Below are 12,727 nucleotides of genomic sequence, written 5' to 3'. Positions count from 1 at the left end.
CTCCCCCCCAAGAAACGCGAACCCCCCCACCCCCCCGTACACCGAGCCCCCCCCCCAAAAAACCCCTCGCGCCAGCGGGCTCCCCCCCCCCCCCCCCCCCCCCCCCGCCTCAGAGGTGAAGTCGCGGGCGAGGACTAGGCGTCGTAGTCCACGTCGATGCGGTCCTGCATCTCGCGGTCCGGGTCCTCGATGTCACGGTTCTGGCGACCGCGCTCGGGCTGCTGGCCCTGCTTCTGCTGACCCCGCTGCTGCTGACCCCGCTGCTGCTGGCCGCCCTGCTTCTGGCCGCGCTGCTGGCTGGACTTGTCCTTCATACCCATGTGGGTTCACTCCCGTGGTGGGTGGGGGGTTGGCCCCTCGGTGGGGCCTCGACCAGATTCACACGGGGGAACACACTGCGCATTTCGATCACTCACGGTGCGTAGCCCGCGCGGCTTCGTCGGCCGCCCCACCTGCGCCGACGAGCCCGGAACGCATCCCCTGCAGACGGGGCGCGAACCGCCGCATCTCGCGCTGGCCGACCGTGCCGATGAGCGCCGGCAGATATCCGCGCACACCCTGCATGCCGCGCAGCCACCACTGCCCGTACACGTGCGCCGAGCGCCGCTCGATCCCGGCGACGATCCGGTCCACCGCCGGGCCGAGCGGGTACGTCTTGTTCGACGGCCACGGCAGCCGCTGCCGCAGCTCCCGCATGACCTCGTCCTGGTCCGCGCCGCGCACCATGTCGGTGTCGGTCCAGGACAGGTACCCGACGCCGACGCGCACGCCCTGGTAACCGACCTCGGCGCGCAGACTGTGCGCGTACGCCTCCACGCCCGACTTGGAGGCGCAGTACGCCGTCATCATCGGCGCCGGGGTCATCGCCGCGAGCGAGGCGATCTGCAGCAGATAGCCGCGGCTCTCGGTGAGCACCGGCAGGAAGGCCCGGGCCGTCACCGCCGATCCGATCAGGTTCACCTCGATCACCCGCCGCCAGGCCTGCGGGTCGGAGTCGGCGAACGGACCGCCGCTCGCCACACCGGCGTTGGCGACGACGATGTCGACCTTGCCGAACCGCTCCTTGACCTCCTGCGCCACCCGGCTCATCGTCTCGTGGTCGGTGACGTCGGCGTACCAGTGCGCGCTGTCGCTGTGCAGCCGCTCGGAGACCTCCTTGAGCGCCTCCTCCTCCAGTCCGACCAGCGCCACCTTGGCGCCGCGCGCGGAGAGCTTGCGCGCGAGCAACTCGCCGACGCCGCGCGCCGCTCCGGTCACGACCGCGACCTGCCCTTCGAGGCTGACCCTGCTCATGCGCCCTCCTTGGTGTGCGTGTAGGTGCTGACGAGTGCCCGGATCTTGCCGGTCACCAGCTCGGGAGCCTCCACCGGAGTCATGTGGCCGAGCCCGGGCAGTTCGGTGAGGCCGAGGCAGTGGGGCAGCGCGGCGGCCAGCGAGCGGGCGTGCACCGGCGGTGTGAGCCGGTCGGCGGCGCCGACGACCACCGCCGTGGGCAGGGACAACGCCCGTACGCCGTGGTCGAGGTCGAGCCGCTTCAGCACCTCCGCCCAGGCGTGGCGCACGGAGCGCGGGCAGGCGTGCACGATCCGCGCGCACGCCTCCACCATGTGCGGCGCGGAACCGGCGCCCATCGTGGCGTACTTGAGGATCGCCTTGGCGACCGGCGTGACCGGACCGAGCGGGGCGCGCGAGCCCAGGATGCGCGCCGTGAGCCAGGTACGCACGCGCCCGGCGCGCCACGGTACGACCCGTGCCTGGGCAACCAGCCGCGAACTGCCTGTGCTGCACAGCAGAACGGCGGCGGCGTGCTCCCGGAAGCGGGGGCGCGCCGACGCGGCCATCACGGTCATCCCGCCCATGGAGTGCCCCACGATCACGGCCTTCTCACCGGGCGCGAGCGTCTCGGCGAGCACCGCTTCCAGGTCGTCCGCCAGCGCGTCGGTGCTGTACACGGGGCTTGCGGGACTGCGCCCGTGCCCCCTCTGGTCGTACGCGATCACCCGGTGGTCGGTCGCCAACTCCCTTATCTGCGCGGCCCAGAAGGCGGTCGAGCAGGTCCAGCCGTGGGAGAGCACGACAGGGGGCGCGCTCTCGGGCCCGTGCACCTCGACGTACAGCCGCGCGCCGTCGGCGGAGACGACGGTGAGCGTACGGGAGGGGGTGGGCGGGGCGTAGGGGCCGGAGACCACGGAGGCGAGACGGCTCATGCGGCGGCCTCGCTCTTCTTCGCGACAGCCGTGTCCGCGTCGGCAGACCTGGCGCCGGCCTTCCGGATCACCTCGTACTCCGCGAGGTCCACCCGCCGGGTCGCGCGCCGGAACTCCGTGGTCGTACCGGGCCAGATGGTGGTGTTGCGACCGCTCGCGTCGAGGTACCAGCTGGTGCAGCCGCCGGTGTTCCACACGGTCCGCTTCATGCGCTCCTGGACCTGGTGGTTCCAGCTGTCGACGGCGCCGGGCCTGGCGTCGAGAGCGGTGCGGCCGCCGAGGACCTCCAGCTGGCGCAGGTAGTCGGCCATGTAGTTCAGCGCGGACTCGATCATGAGGATCATCGAGGAGTTCCCGAGGCCGGTGTTGGGCCCGATGATCGTCATCCAGTTCGGGAACCCGGCGGCCGAGGCACCGCGCAGGGCCTGCATACCACCCTTCCAGGACTCGGCGAGCGTGATGCCCTCCGCGCCGATCACGCGCTCGGCTATGGGCATGTCCGTGACGTGGAAGCCCGTACCGAAGATGATCGCGTCGACCTCGGCCTCGGTGCCGTCGGCGGCGACCACGGTCGACCCGCGGATCTCGGTGAGCCCGCTCGCGACCACGTCCACATTCGGCCGGGCCAGCGCCGGGTAGTACTCGCTGGACAGCAGGATCCGCTTGCAGCCGATGCGGTAGTCGGGCGTGAGCTTGGCGCGCAGGGCCGGGTCCTTGACGGCACGGGCCATGTTGCGCTTGGCGAGCCGTTCTACCAGGCCGAGTTCGTCGGGACGCTTGGTGAACGCCTGCACCTGGAGTTCCCTGATACCCCACAGCACTCCGCGCCGCAGCTGGGTGGTGAAGGGCAGCGCCCGGTGCAGCCGGCGCTCGGCACCGCTGATGGCGCGGTCCACCCGGGGCATCACCCAGGCCGGGGTGCGCTGGAAGAGGGTGAGCCGGCCGACCTGGCGCTGGATGGCGGGCACGATCTGGATGGCGGAGGCGCCGGTGCCGACCATGGCGACCCGCTTGCCGCGCAGGTCGTAGTCGTGGTCCCAGCGGGCCGAGTGGAACACCGTGCCCGGGAACGACTCCAGCCCCGGTATCTCAGGGATCTTCGGGTCGGACAGCGGCCCGGTGGCGGAGACGACGACGTCGGCGGTCAGCTTCCCGCGGGCCGTCTCGATCTCCCAGCGCAGCTGCTCGCCGTCCCAGGTCATCAGCTTCACTTCGGAGTCGAAGCGGATGTGCGGGCGGAGCCCGAAGACGTCGGTGACGTGCTCCAGGTAGGCGCGGATGTGCTGCTGCCCGGAGAAGGTGCGCGGCCAGTCGGGGTTGGGTGCGAAGGAGAAGGAGTACAGGTGGGAGGGGACGTCACAGGCGCACCCGGGGTAACTGTTGTCCCGCCAGGTGCCGCCGACGCTGTCGGCCCGCTCCAGGACGACGAAGTCGGTGATCCCCTCCCGGCGCAGCCGCACGGCGGCCCCCAGCCCGCCGAATCCGGACCCGATCACCGCCACTCGTACATGCTCGTGCTCGGCCATCCCGAAGCCTCCACGCATCGCCTTGGACTCTGCCAGTGAACACTGGCGCAATGGGACTGTAGAGCAGCTCCGTACCGAGCGGTAGGGGCGGAGCCGGGAAAGTTACCGGCGGTACAACATAGGCTGCGGACGTGGCAGACGACGGCGAACTCAACGGCGGGCACGGCGGCAGGCAGGTCGGCGGAGTGCGCGAATACCGCATGGAGGAGCTGGCCCGCCTGGCCGGCATCACCGTACGCACGCTGCGCTTCTACCGCGAGCGCAAGCTGATCCGGCCACCCCGCCGCGAGGGCCGCATCGCCTGGTACGACGACCACCACCTGGCCCGCCTGCGCACGATCTCGGCCCTGCTGGAGCGCGGCCACACCCTGAGCGGCATCGCGGAGCTCGCGGAGGCGCTCGACCAGGGCCGCGACGTCGCCGACCTGCTCGGCATCGGCGCCCCCACCGAGGAGGAGCCGGTCCACCTCACCCCCGAGGCACTCGCCGCCCGCTTCGAGGGCGAGGTCACCCCCGAGAACCTCGCCGCCGCCATGGAGCTGGGCTACCTCGGCACCGACGGCGACGAGATCGTCCACATCAGCCGCCGCCTGCTGGACGTCTCCTCCGCCCTGGTCCGCGAGGGCATCCCCCTCGCGGAGGTCCTGGCGGCCGGAAAGCGCGTCCGCGAACACGCCGACGCCCTCGCCGAACTCTTCCGCGAGCTGATCCTGCGCCACACCACCGAGGAGGACCTCCACCGCCTGCGCCCGCTCGCCCGGAGCGTGGTGGAGGCGGAGCTTTCGCTGGCGTTGGACCGGCGGTTGCGGAAGCGTGACTAGCTTTCTGGAACACCCCACGTCCGGCAGTTCATGATCTTTCACTCGATCAGGGCGCTTTCCAGAAAGTCGCGAACGAAACCGCGTTCGTGCTCCGAGAGTGAGATCGAAAAGGCCCCGGCGGCTGTGCTACCAGCCCCGGGGTGTGGCCGACACTTTCGAGGAGCGTCGACTTGCCCAAGCGTAGTCCTCAGCCATCACAACCGGCGTCGACTCCGACCGAACACCCGCGAGCTCTTGGAGCTGTGCGTCTCAGCAACGTGACCGCAGTGACCACCTCACCCGACAGACAGCGCGCCTGCATTCAGGAGTGCACCGAGTATCTGGGCTTCACCCTGATCGCCGAAGCCGCAGATCTGGGGGTATCCGCACGCAAGATGTCCCCCTTCGAGAGGCCTTCACTGTCGCCTTGGCTGCGGCGCCCGGACGACTACGACGCCATCGTTTGGTCACATGTAGACCGCGCCGTGCGTTCCGTCGCCCATATGTCCGAGTTGGTCGAGTGGGGTCAGCAGCATGCAACGACACTCGTCTTCGGGATGCCTGAAGAACGTCAGCCGCTCGTGGTCACGCCGCAGGCAGATGGCGACGCCATTCGCCGCTGCATGAATCTGGCCTACGCCGCCGAACAGGAGGCTCGCGCCCTATCTGCTCGCCTCACCGGCGCCCACGAAGCGCTGCGCTCGACGGGCCGATACGGCGGTGGCCTTGTACCGTTCGGGTACAAGAAGGCACCTCATCCCTCCGGCATCGGCTGGTGTCTGGCTCCCGACCCGGAGACCGTCACCGTTGTCCGCGCGATTGTGGGCGATGTGCACTCGGGACTGTCCCTGGTCGCCATCGCCCGCAAACTCGAAAGCGCGGGCGTTCTGGTACCGCGAGACCGCCACGCCCAACTTCAGGGACGTCCCACAGGTGGGCGGCGCCACGGACGCGACTTCGAGCGATTCAGCTGGACACCGGGCAGCCTCTGCAAGATCCTCCGCACCCCGGCACTGATGGGCCACCGGGTACACAAGGGGAAGACCGTCCGTGACGCTGAGGGCTCACCCGTGCTGATCGGTCCCCCACTGCTCACCGAAGAGGAGTTTCAGACCCTCCAGGACATCCTCAACGCCCGCTCGAACGGCTTCCACCCCAAGCGCCGGGAGACGTCGTTGCTCATCGGTGTCGCGCACTGCGCCGGGTGTGGTGGCCGCATGTACTTTGCCGCTCGGAAGGCCTATACCTACGGCGACTACGGCTGCTGCGCTGCTGCCCGCGGAACGACCTGTCCCGCCCCCGCCGCGATCCGCGCCGACTGGCTCGACGAGTACACGGTCAGCCGCTACCGCGAGGCGTTCGCCGTGGACGGCGAGGTGACACGGGAGCAACTCCTCAAGGACGGAGTTCGCGTCACAGTAGCCAAGGGGCGGTCGGGCGGCGGACCGGAGCGGCTGGCCGGACCGGATACCTCTCGCTTGACCTTCACAGTCGGCGAACGAGTCGACGCGCCTCACATGTCGAAGACCACCGTCACAGGAGCGTGATCCGACCACCGCTCCTCATGGCTGGCCGCCCGCTCCACAACAGCCTTGACGGCACGGGCGGCCAGCCCAGGCGTCGCGACGGCGAGATCAATCCTCCAACCTGAACCCTTCTCGAAGGCCCGCCCCCGATAGGACCACCACGTGTACGGCCCCTCCACGTCCGGATGCAGGGCGCGCACGACATCGACGTACCCCGCGTCCGCCGGATCGAAGACCCGCCCCAGCCACTCCCGCTCCTCCGGCAGGAAGCCCGAGTTCTTGGTGTTGCCGCGCCAGTTCTTGAGGTCGGCCTGCTGGTGGGCGATGTTCCAGTCGCCGCAGACGAGCACGTGGCGCCCTTCGGCGGCGGCCCGCGCGCGCAGCTCCTTGAGGTGGACGATGAACTCGTCCATGAAGCGGAGCTTCTCGTCCTGGCGCTCGGTGCCGACCTCGCCGGCGGGCAGATAGAGGGAGGCGACGGTGACCCCGGGCAGGTCGGCCTCGACATAGCGCCCGCTGCCGTCGAACTCGGCCGAGCCGAAGCCGACCCGGACGCGGTCGGGCTCGCGCCGCATGTACAGGGAGACGCCCGCGCGCCCCTTGGCGGCGGCCGGGGCGTGCACGACGTGCCAGCCGTCGGGCTGGCGGACCTCCTCGGGCAGCTGGTGCGGCTCGGCACGCACTTCCTGCAGGCAGACGACGTCCGCTTCAGTCTGGGCGAGCCACTCCACGAAGCCCTTCTTGGCCGCGGCCCGCAGCCCGTTCACGTTCACCGAGGTCACTGTCAGCACCAGGGCACGATACCGGCACACTGGTCGAGGTCCGTCCCCCCATCCTCTGCATAGAAGTACGATATCCAGCATGAATATACGTCGCGTTCGCTTCGATCACCCCGACGCCGTCAAGCTCAACGACGAGGTCCAGGCCGAGTACCACGTCCGCTACGGCGACGGCGGCGACGCCACGGCCCTCGACGCCGCCGACTTCGACCCGCCCCGTGGCGTGTACCTGATCGCCTACGACGAGGACGACCGCCCGGTGGCCACCGGCGGCTGGCGCAGCCAGGACCTCAACGAGGAGGGCAACGAGGACGGCGACGCCGAACTCAAGCGCATGTTCGTCGTCACGCAGATGCGCGGCCGGGGTCTCGCCCGCCGCATCCTCGCGGCCCTGGAGGAGGACGCCCGCGCGGCCGGCCGCGTCCGCATGGTCCTGGAGACCGGCACCAAGCAGCCGGAGGCCATCGCCCTGTACGCCTCGAGCGGTTACGAGCCCTGCGCCAAGTTCGGCTACTACCGCCACTACGAGGACAGCCGCTGCTACGCGAAGCAGCTGTAGACGCGATGAAGCCCCAGTCGGCTTCTGCCGACTGGGGCTTCATGATGCGTGGACCTGAGGGGATTTGAACCCCTGGCCCCCTCGATGCGAACGAGGTGCGCTACCGGACTGCGCCACAGGCCCTTGCAACGAGTGAAACTCTAGCATCCCCGTCGGGGTGCTTGGAAATCCGTTCCCTGACTGGTCAGAGGCGGGCTTCCAGGAGCGTGACGGCGGTCACTCGTTGGCCGCGCGCGGACGGTCGCCGTCCTCGTACTGATCGAAGAGGGGCGTGCGTCCACGCTCGCGCGCCCGGCGGGCAGAGGCCGCGGGGGAGCTTCCGCCTCGCGAGCGCGTTCGAGCGTGGGGGAGCGCGTCGCTGCGCCCGTCCGCCGGCTCGCCCTCGGACCCGCGCGCGGTCTCGCCCGCCTCGACCTCCGCCGCGCGGCTTGCCTCCTGCTCCGGCACGACCGCGCTGGAACGCGCCGAACTCCATGTGTCGGGCGCCCCCAGGTCCACGTCGGAGGTGGCTCGCGGCGCGACCGGCGCGGTCACGTACGTCGGCAGCGGCACCGGCACCGGGTCCCAGCTGTCCCCGTGCCCGGGCCGCCGCTGGCGCTCACGCTGCTGGTCCACCCACTCGGCGTGGTCGGTCTGCTCCACGAGGGCGCGGCGGTCCGCGGCGAGCGCGGAGAGGCCGGTGTCGGTGTCGGCTTCTGATCCCTCGTCCGGTTCGTCGGCGCCGGGGCCCGCGTCGAGAGGCGCACGCCTGCGCGGCTGGCGCTCGCGCAGGCGCTGGGCCGCGACCTCGGCCTGCCGGCGGTCCATCTGGTACGCGAAGCGACGGCGTTCCTGGGAGCGCAGGTAGGCGATGTACGCGCTGAGCATGACGGCGGGCACACCGGGCGCCCACAGGAAGGCGAGACCTCCGACGGCGGCGACGATCGCGCCGAGCGAGAAGGCGAGGAAGAGCATCACGGTGGTGCGCCGACGACGCGCGAGCGCCTTCGAGCGCTGGGCGCGCGCTGCGGCCGCCTGCGCCGAGGGCGTGCGCCGGGGCGCCGGCACTCGCTTCTGCGCGGGCGCGGGGCCGGAGGGGCGAGCGCCGGCGCCGGCGGGGTGCTGCGCGGAAGGGGACTTGGGCGCCGGGGCGACGGGCTGGTCGCGCGCCGGCTCCGCCCGCGCGGGCGCCTCCGGCTCTGCCTCCGCGCGCACCTGACGGCGGGTCGGAGGCATGGCGAAGGCCCGGACGTCCACCGAGTCGGTGACGGCGTCCGGATCACCGGGTTCCGGCTCCCCCTCCTGGGCGGAGCGCGCCCGCAGGTCCCTGGCGTACCGACGCTCCATACCCGCCCGTCCGGACAGCAGCCGGATGGCGGTGCTGAAGCGTTCCGTCGGACGGGCCTCGTTCAGCTCGTCCTGCCTACGGAGCCACATCGGCACCAAGTAGGCGGCCCAGGCCCCGACGATGACTGCGTAGATGAGGCCGCTGCTGCTCACGTCTCACACGGTAGAGGGATTTGCGTGAGGCCATCCGCCAATTGAGCCGGTGTGTCGCACGATCTGGCTGATATTTCCAGCTTTTTTTGCGACCGATGCGATCAGCGGGCCGCCGAAGTCGCGAATTGAATGCCCTGAGGCGGTCGCCGATCGATCAATTTCGAACACATATTCAATTTTCGGGGCTAGGCGGGATTCCGTGGCGTGTTCTCCGGCCTCCGCGGCACGTCCGGCGCGCTCGACGTGCCCGGCGCCCGGAAGTCGCCCCCCGCGTCGGACGGGCGCCGGTCGTGCGCCGTCCGCCCGGAGCGTGCCCGCCGCCAGCGCGTGAGCAGCCCCTCGGGCACTTCTTCCGCCGTGAGCGCGAAGACGAGGTGGTCGCGCCAGGCTCCGTCGATGTGCAGATAACGCGGGCGCAGCCCCTCCTCGCGGAATCCGAGTTTCTCCACGACCCGGCGGCTGGGCCGGTTCTCGGGGCGAATGCAGACCTCGATGCGGTGCAGCCCGACGGTGCGGAAACAATGGTCCACCACGAGCGCGACGGCCGTCGGCATCACCCCGCGCCCGGCCACGGCCTCGTCCACCCAGTAGCCGACGTGCCCCGAGCACATCGACCCCCAGGTGATCCCGGCGACCGTCAACTGCCCGACGAGCCGCCCCTGGTACTCGATGACGAACGGCAGCATCCGGCCCGCGTTGGCCTCCGACCGCAGATGCCGGACCATCTGGCGGTAGGTCGGCCGGTGCGTGATCGGCCCGCTCGGTGTCGGCGGCGGGATGGTCGCCTCCCAGGGGCGCAGCCAGTCCCTGTTGCGCCGGTTCACCTCACGCCAGACCCGTTGGTCGCGCAGCTTTATCGGCCGGAGGACGACATCTCCGTCCGCCAGCACGACGGGCCAGGAAGGGCTGTTCAGCTCGCACCCCCGCTGCTGGGTCTGGGGTGGTCGCCGCCGCGGATCTGGTCGACGGCGTGCGTCAGCAGGGCCTCCAGCACCGCGAGGCCGTCCTTCACCCCGCCCGTGGAGCCCGGCAGATTGACGATCAGGGTGCGCCCCGCCACGCCGGCCAGCCCCCGGGACAGCGCCGCGGTCGGCACCTTCTCCCGTCCGAACGCCCGGATGGCCTCCGCGATGCCCGGCACCTCGTGGTCGATCACCGCGCGCGTCGCCTCGGGCGTGCGGTCGGTGGGTGAGATGCCGGTGCCGCCGGTGGTGACAATGGCGTCGTACCCGGCCTCGACCCCCGCGCGCAGCGCCGCCTCCACGGGGTCGCCGTCAGGAACGACCCGAGGCCCGTCGACGGCGAATCCGAAGCTCTTCAGGCCGTCGGCGACCAGCGGGCCGCCCTTGTCCTCGTAGACACCCGCGGCGGCCCTGTTGGAGGCGGTGACCACCAGAGCACGGTAGGTCATGCCCGACTCCAGTCGCCCGACTTGCCGCCCGTCTTCTCCTCCACCCGTACGTCCGTGATGACCGCTCCCTTGTCGACCGCCTTGACCATGTCGATCACGGTGAGCGCGGCGACCGTCACCGCGGTGAGGGCCTCCATCTCGACACCCGTGCGGTCCGTCGTCTTCACGGTGGCCTGGATCTCCACGGCGTCGTCCGCGACCGACAGATCCAGTTTCACACCGGACACCGACAACGGGTGACACAGCGGAATCAGGTCCGGGGTGCGCTTGGCGCCCATGATGCCCGCGATGCGCGCGGTGGCCAGGGCGTCCCCCTTGGGAACCCCTTCACCGCGCAGCAGCTCGACCACACTGGGTGACACGAGGACCCGGCCGCTGGCACGGGCCGTGCGCGCGGTCACGTCCTTCCCGGATACGTCGACCATGCGTGCCGCGCCCGCGTCATCGATGTGCGTCAGTCGGTCCTGCGTACTCATGCTGTGTGGCGCTCCCGGTCCGGGCCCGTTGCGGTGCGGTGCACGGGCCTGTTGTGCGCGACACGGTACCGCCAAGTCGGCACAAGCACCGGGTCAGGCCCCTGCGGATCCCCGCCGGCCGGTCGGCACGCGCGCGTAGGGGGTGCGCGAGCGGCCGGCTGTGCGCGCCGGCCCGGTCAGCCGAGCAGCACGACCTCCACCTCGGTGCCGGGCTCGACGGACTCCACGTCCTCGGGGACGACGATCAGCGCGTCGGCGTGTGCCAGGGCCGCGATCAGGTGGGAACCGGACCCGCCTACGGGGGTCACCTCGCCGTCGGCGTACTTCCCGCGCAGGAACTGCCGGCGCCCCTTGGGCGAGCCGAGCGCCTTGTCCGACGTCAGGGTGGCCCGGGTGCGCGGCCGATGGACGTCCTCGACGCCCATCAGGGTGCGGATCGCGGGGCGGACGAACAGCTCGAAGGAGACGTACGACGACACGGGGTTGCCGGGCAGGGCCAGCAGGGGCGTGTGGTCGCGGCCGATGGATCCGAAGCCCTGGGGCTTGCCGGGCTGCATGGCGATCTTGCGGAACTCGACACCGCTGCCCGCCTCGTCCTCGTCGCCGGCGTACGACAGCGCCTCCTTGACGACGTCGTAGGCCCCGACGCTCACCCCGCCCGTGGTCACGAGCAGATCGGCGCGGATGAGCTGGTCCTCGATGGTGGACCGGAGGGTGTCGGCGTCGTCGGCGACGGCGCCCACGCGATAGGCGATGGCACCCGCGTCCCGCGCGGCCGCGGTCAGGGCGAAGCTGTTGGAGTCGTAGATCTGGCCGGGGCCGAGTGCCTCGCCGGGCTGGACGAGTTCGCTGCCCGTGGACAGGACGACCACGCGCGGGCGCGGGCGCACGCGCACCGTGCCCCTGCCGATCGCGGCGAGCAGCGCGATCTGCGGCGGGCCGAGGACCGTCCCGGCCTCCAGGGCGAGGTCCCCTGCCTTCACATCGCTGCCCGTGGCGCGCACGTGCGCGCGTGCTGCGGCGGGGCGGTGCACGCGTACGTGCCCCTCGGCACCCTCGGGGGCCAGGCTCCGGGCCTGCATCCCGCTCACCGGTCCCTCGCCGAGCCCGCCGTCGGTCCACTCGACGGGGACGACGGCTTCGGCACCGGGCGGCAGCGGCGCGCCGGTCATGATGCGCACCGCCTGGCCGGGGCCGACCCGGACCAGGTCCGCCGAACCCGCGGCGACGTCCCCGATGACCTCGAGGACGGCCGGGAACTCCTCGCTGGCGCCCGCGACGTCCGCGACCCGCACCGCGTACCCGTCCATGGAGCTGTTGTCGAACGGTGGCAGGGAGACCGGCACCGTGACGTCGTCGACCAGGACACAGCCCTGGGCGTCGAGCAACTGCAGCTCGATGGGTTCGAGGGGACGGACGGTGGTGAGGATGTCCTCCAGGTGCTCGTCCACCGACCAGAGGTGGTCCGAGCCGGCGGGGCTGGTCGCGGCGGTGCTCAACGTTGCTGCATCTCCTCGGCTACGTAACTGCGAAGCCAGGTCCGGAAGTCCGGGCCCAGGTCTTCACGTTCGCACGCCAGTCTGACAATGGCACGCAGGTAGTCGCCACGGTCGCCGGTGTCGTAGCGGCGGCCCTTGAAGACCACGCCGTGCACCGGGCCGCCCACCGACTCGTCCTCGGCGAGCTGCTGGAGGGCGTCGGTGAGCTGGATCTCGCCGCCGCGGCCCGGCTCGGTCTTGCGCAGGACGTCGAAGATGTGCGGGTCCAGCACGTAGCGGCCGATGACCGCGTAGTGCGACGGGGCGTCCGCCGCCTCCGGCTTCTCCACCAGACCGGTCACCTTCACGACGTCGCCGTCGGTGGTGGCCCGGACGGCCGCGCAGCCGTAGAGGTGGATCTGCTCGGGCGCGACCTCCATGAGCGCGATCACGCTGCCGCCGTGCTGCTCCTGGATCTCGATCATG

General features: G+C 71.1%; 14 protein-coding genes and 1 tRNA gene. 3 read left to right on the top strand and 12 right to left on the bottom strand.

Annotated features, from left to right (window positions below):
* Positions 1-134: 134 nt before the first annotated feature.
* The 4 genes from ACZ5DS_RS39105 to ACZ5DS_RS39090 form a co-directional block, all read right to left on the bottom strand.
* Complete coding sequence (locus ACZ5DS_RS39105) at positions 135-320, bottom strand: hypothetical protein (RefSeq protein ID WP_468248371.1); 186 nt, start codon at positions 318-320, stop codon at positions 135-137.
* 88 nt (positions 321-408) lie between these two features.
* A complete protein-coding gene (locus ACZ5DS_RS39100; protein WP_468248370.1) occupies positions 409-1,293 on the bottom strand; it encodes an SDR family oxidoreductase in 885 nt (294 codons plus the stop codon).
* A complete protein-coding gene (locus ACZ5DS_RS39095; RefSeq protein WP_468248367.1) occupies positions 1,290-2,207 on the bottom strand; it encodes an alpha/beta fold hydrolase in 918 nt (305 codons plus the stop codon). Before ACZ5DS_RS39095 ends, ACZ5DS_RS39100 begins: the two co-directional genes overlap by 4 nt.
* Positions 2,204-3,733, bottom strand: coding sequence for a flavin-containing monooxygenase (locus ACZ5DS_RS39090; protein WP_468248365.1), 1,530 nt, complete (start codon positions 3,731-3,733; stop codon positions 2,204-2,206). The genes ACZ5DS_RS39095 and ACZ5DS_RS39090 overlap by 4 nt, the downstream gene beginning before the upstream one ends.
* A 200-nt stretch (positions 3,734-3,933) precedes the next feature.
* Here ACZ5DS_RS39090 and ACZ5DS_RS39085 point away from each other — a divergent pair, with 200 nt between their 5' ends.
* Entirely contained in the window at positions 3,934-4,554 is a 621-nt protein-coding gene (locus tag ACZ5DS_RS39085; protein ID WP_468248577.1) for a MerR family transcriptional regulator, read from the top strand.
* 266 nt (positions 4,555-4,820) lie between these two features.
* Positions 4,821-6,080 carry a recombinase family protein gene (locus ACZ5DS_RS39080; protein ID WP_468248362.1) on the top strand — a complete coding sequence of 420 codons (1,260 nt, stop codon included), beginning with the start codon at positions 4,821-4,823 and terminating at the stop codon, positions 6,078-6,080.
* Here the strand turns inward: ACZ5DS_RS39080 and ACZ5DS_RS39075 are convergent.
* Positions 6,047-6,871, bottom strand: coding sequence for an exodeoxyribonuclease III (locus tag ACZ5DS_RS39075; RefSeq protein WP_468248360.1), 825 nt, complete (start codon positions 6,869-6,871; stop codon positions 6,047-6,049). The genes ACZ5DS_RS39080 and ACZ5DS_RS39075 overlap by 34 nt on opposite strands.
* Before the next feature lie 49 nt (positions 6,872-6,920).
* On the opposite strand from ACZ5DS_RS39075, the gene ACZ5DS_RS39070 reads away from it, so the two are divergent.
* Positions 6,921-7,397, top strand: coding sequence for a GNAT family N-acetyltransferase (locus ACZ5DS_RS39070; protein WP_468248358.1), 477 nt, complete (start codon positions 6,921-6,923; stop codon positions 7,395-7,397).
* A 49-nt stretch (positions 7,398-7,446) separates the two neighbouring features.
* Here ACZ5DS_RS39070 and ACZ5DS_RS39065 read toward each other — a convergent pair.
* From ACZ5DS_RS39065 to ACZ5DS_RS39035, 7 genes are all read right to left on the bottom strand, one after another.
* A tRNA-Ala gene (locus ACZ5DS_RS39065) sits at positions 7,447-7,520 on the bottom strand.
* Between the two features lie 93 nt (positions 7,521-7,613).
* Positions 7,614-8,876 (bottom strand): divisome protein SepX/GlpR, encoded by a 1,263-nt coding sequence (gene sepX, locus ACZ5DS_RS39060; RefSeq protein ID WP_468248355.1) that lies wholly within the window; start codon positions 8,874-8,876, stop codon positions 7,614-7,616.
* Between the two features lie 185 nt (positions 8,877-9,061).
* Positions 9,062-9,766 (bottom strand): GNAT family N-acetyltransferase, encoded by a 705-nt coding sequence (locus ACZ5DS_RS39055; protein WP_468248353.1) that lies wholly within the window; start codon positions 9,764-9,766, stop codon positions 9,062-9,064.
* Positions 9,767-9,786: 20 nt separating this feature from the next.
* Positions 9,787-10,287 (bottom strand): MogA/MoaB family molybdenum cofactor biosynthesis protein, encoded by a 501-nt coding sequence (locus ACZ5DS_RS39050; RefSeq protein ID WP_468248351.1) that lies wholly within the window; start codon positions 10,285-10,287, stop codon positions 9,787-9,789.
* Positions 10,284-10,763 (bottom strand): cyclic pyranopterin monophosphate synthase MoaC, encoded by a 480-nt coding sequence (gene moaC, locus ACZ5DS_RS39045; RefSeq protein WP_468248349.1) that lies wholly within the window; start codon positions 10,761-10,763, stop codon positions 10,284-10,286. Before moaC ends, ACZ5DS_RS39050 begins: the two co-directional genes overlap by 4 nt.
* A 176-nt stretch (positions 10,764-10,939) precedes the next feature.
* On the bottom strand, positions 10,940-12,262 hold the full coding sequence (gene glp / locus ACZ5DS_RS39040; RefSeq protein WP_468248348.1) for a molybdotransferase-like divisome protein Glp: 1,323 nt from the start codon (positions 12,260-12,262) through the stop codon (positions 10,940-10,942).
* The coding region (locus tag ACZ5DS_RS39035; protein WP_468248346.1) for a sugar phosphate nucleotidyltransferase at positions 12,259-12,727 on the bottom strand (469 nt) is incomplete at its 5' end. The genes glp and ACZ5DS_RS39035, both read right to left, overlap by 4 nt.

The organism is Streptomyces sp. NPDC031100, from assembly GCF_055570785.1.
The sequence above is the reverse complement of the archived record's forward strand: the minus strand, read 5'-3'. Positions and strand labels throughout refer to the sequence as shown.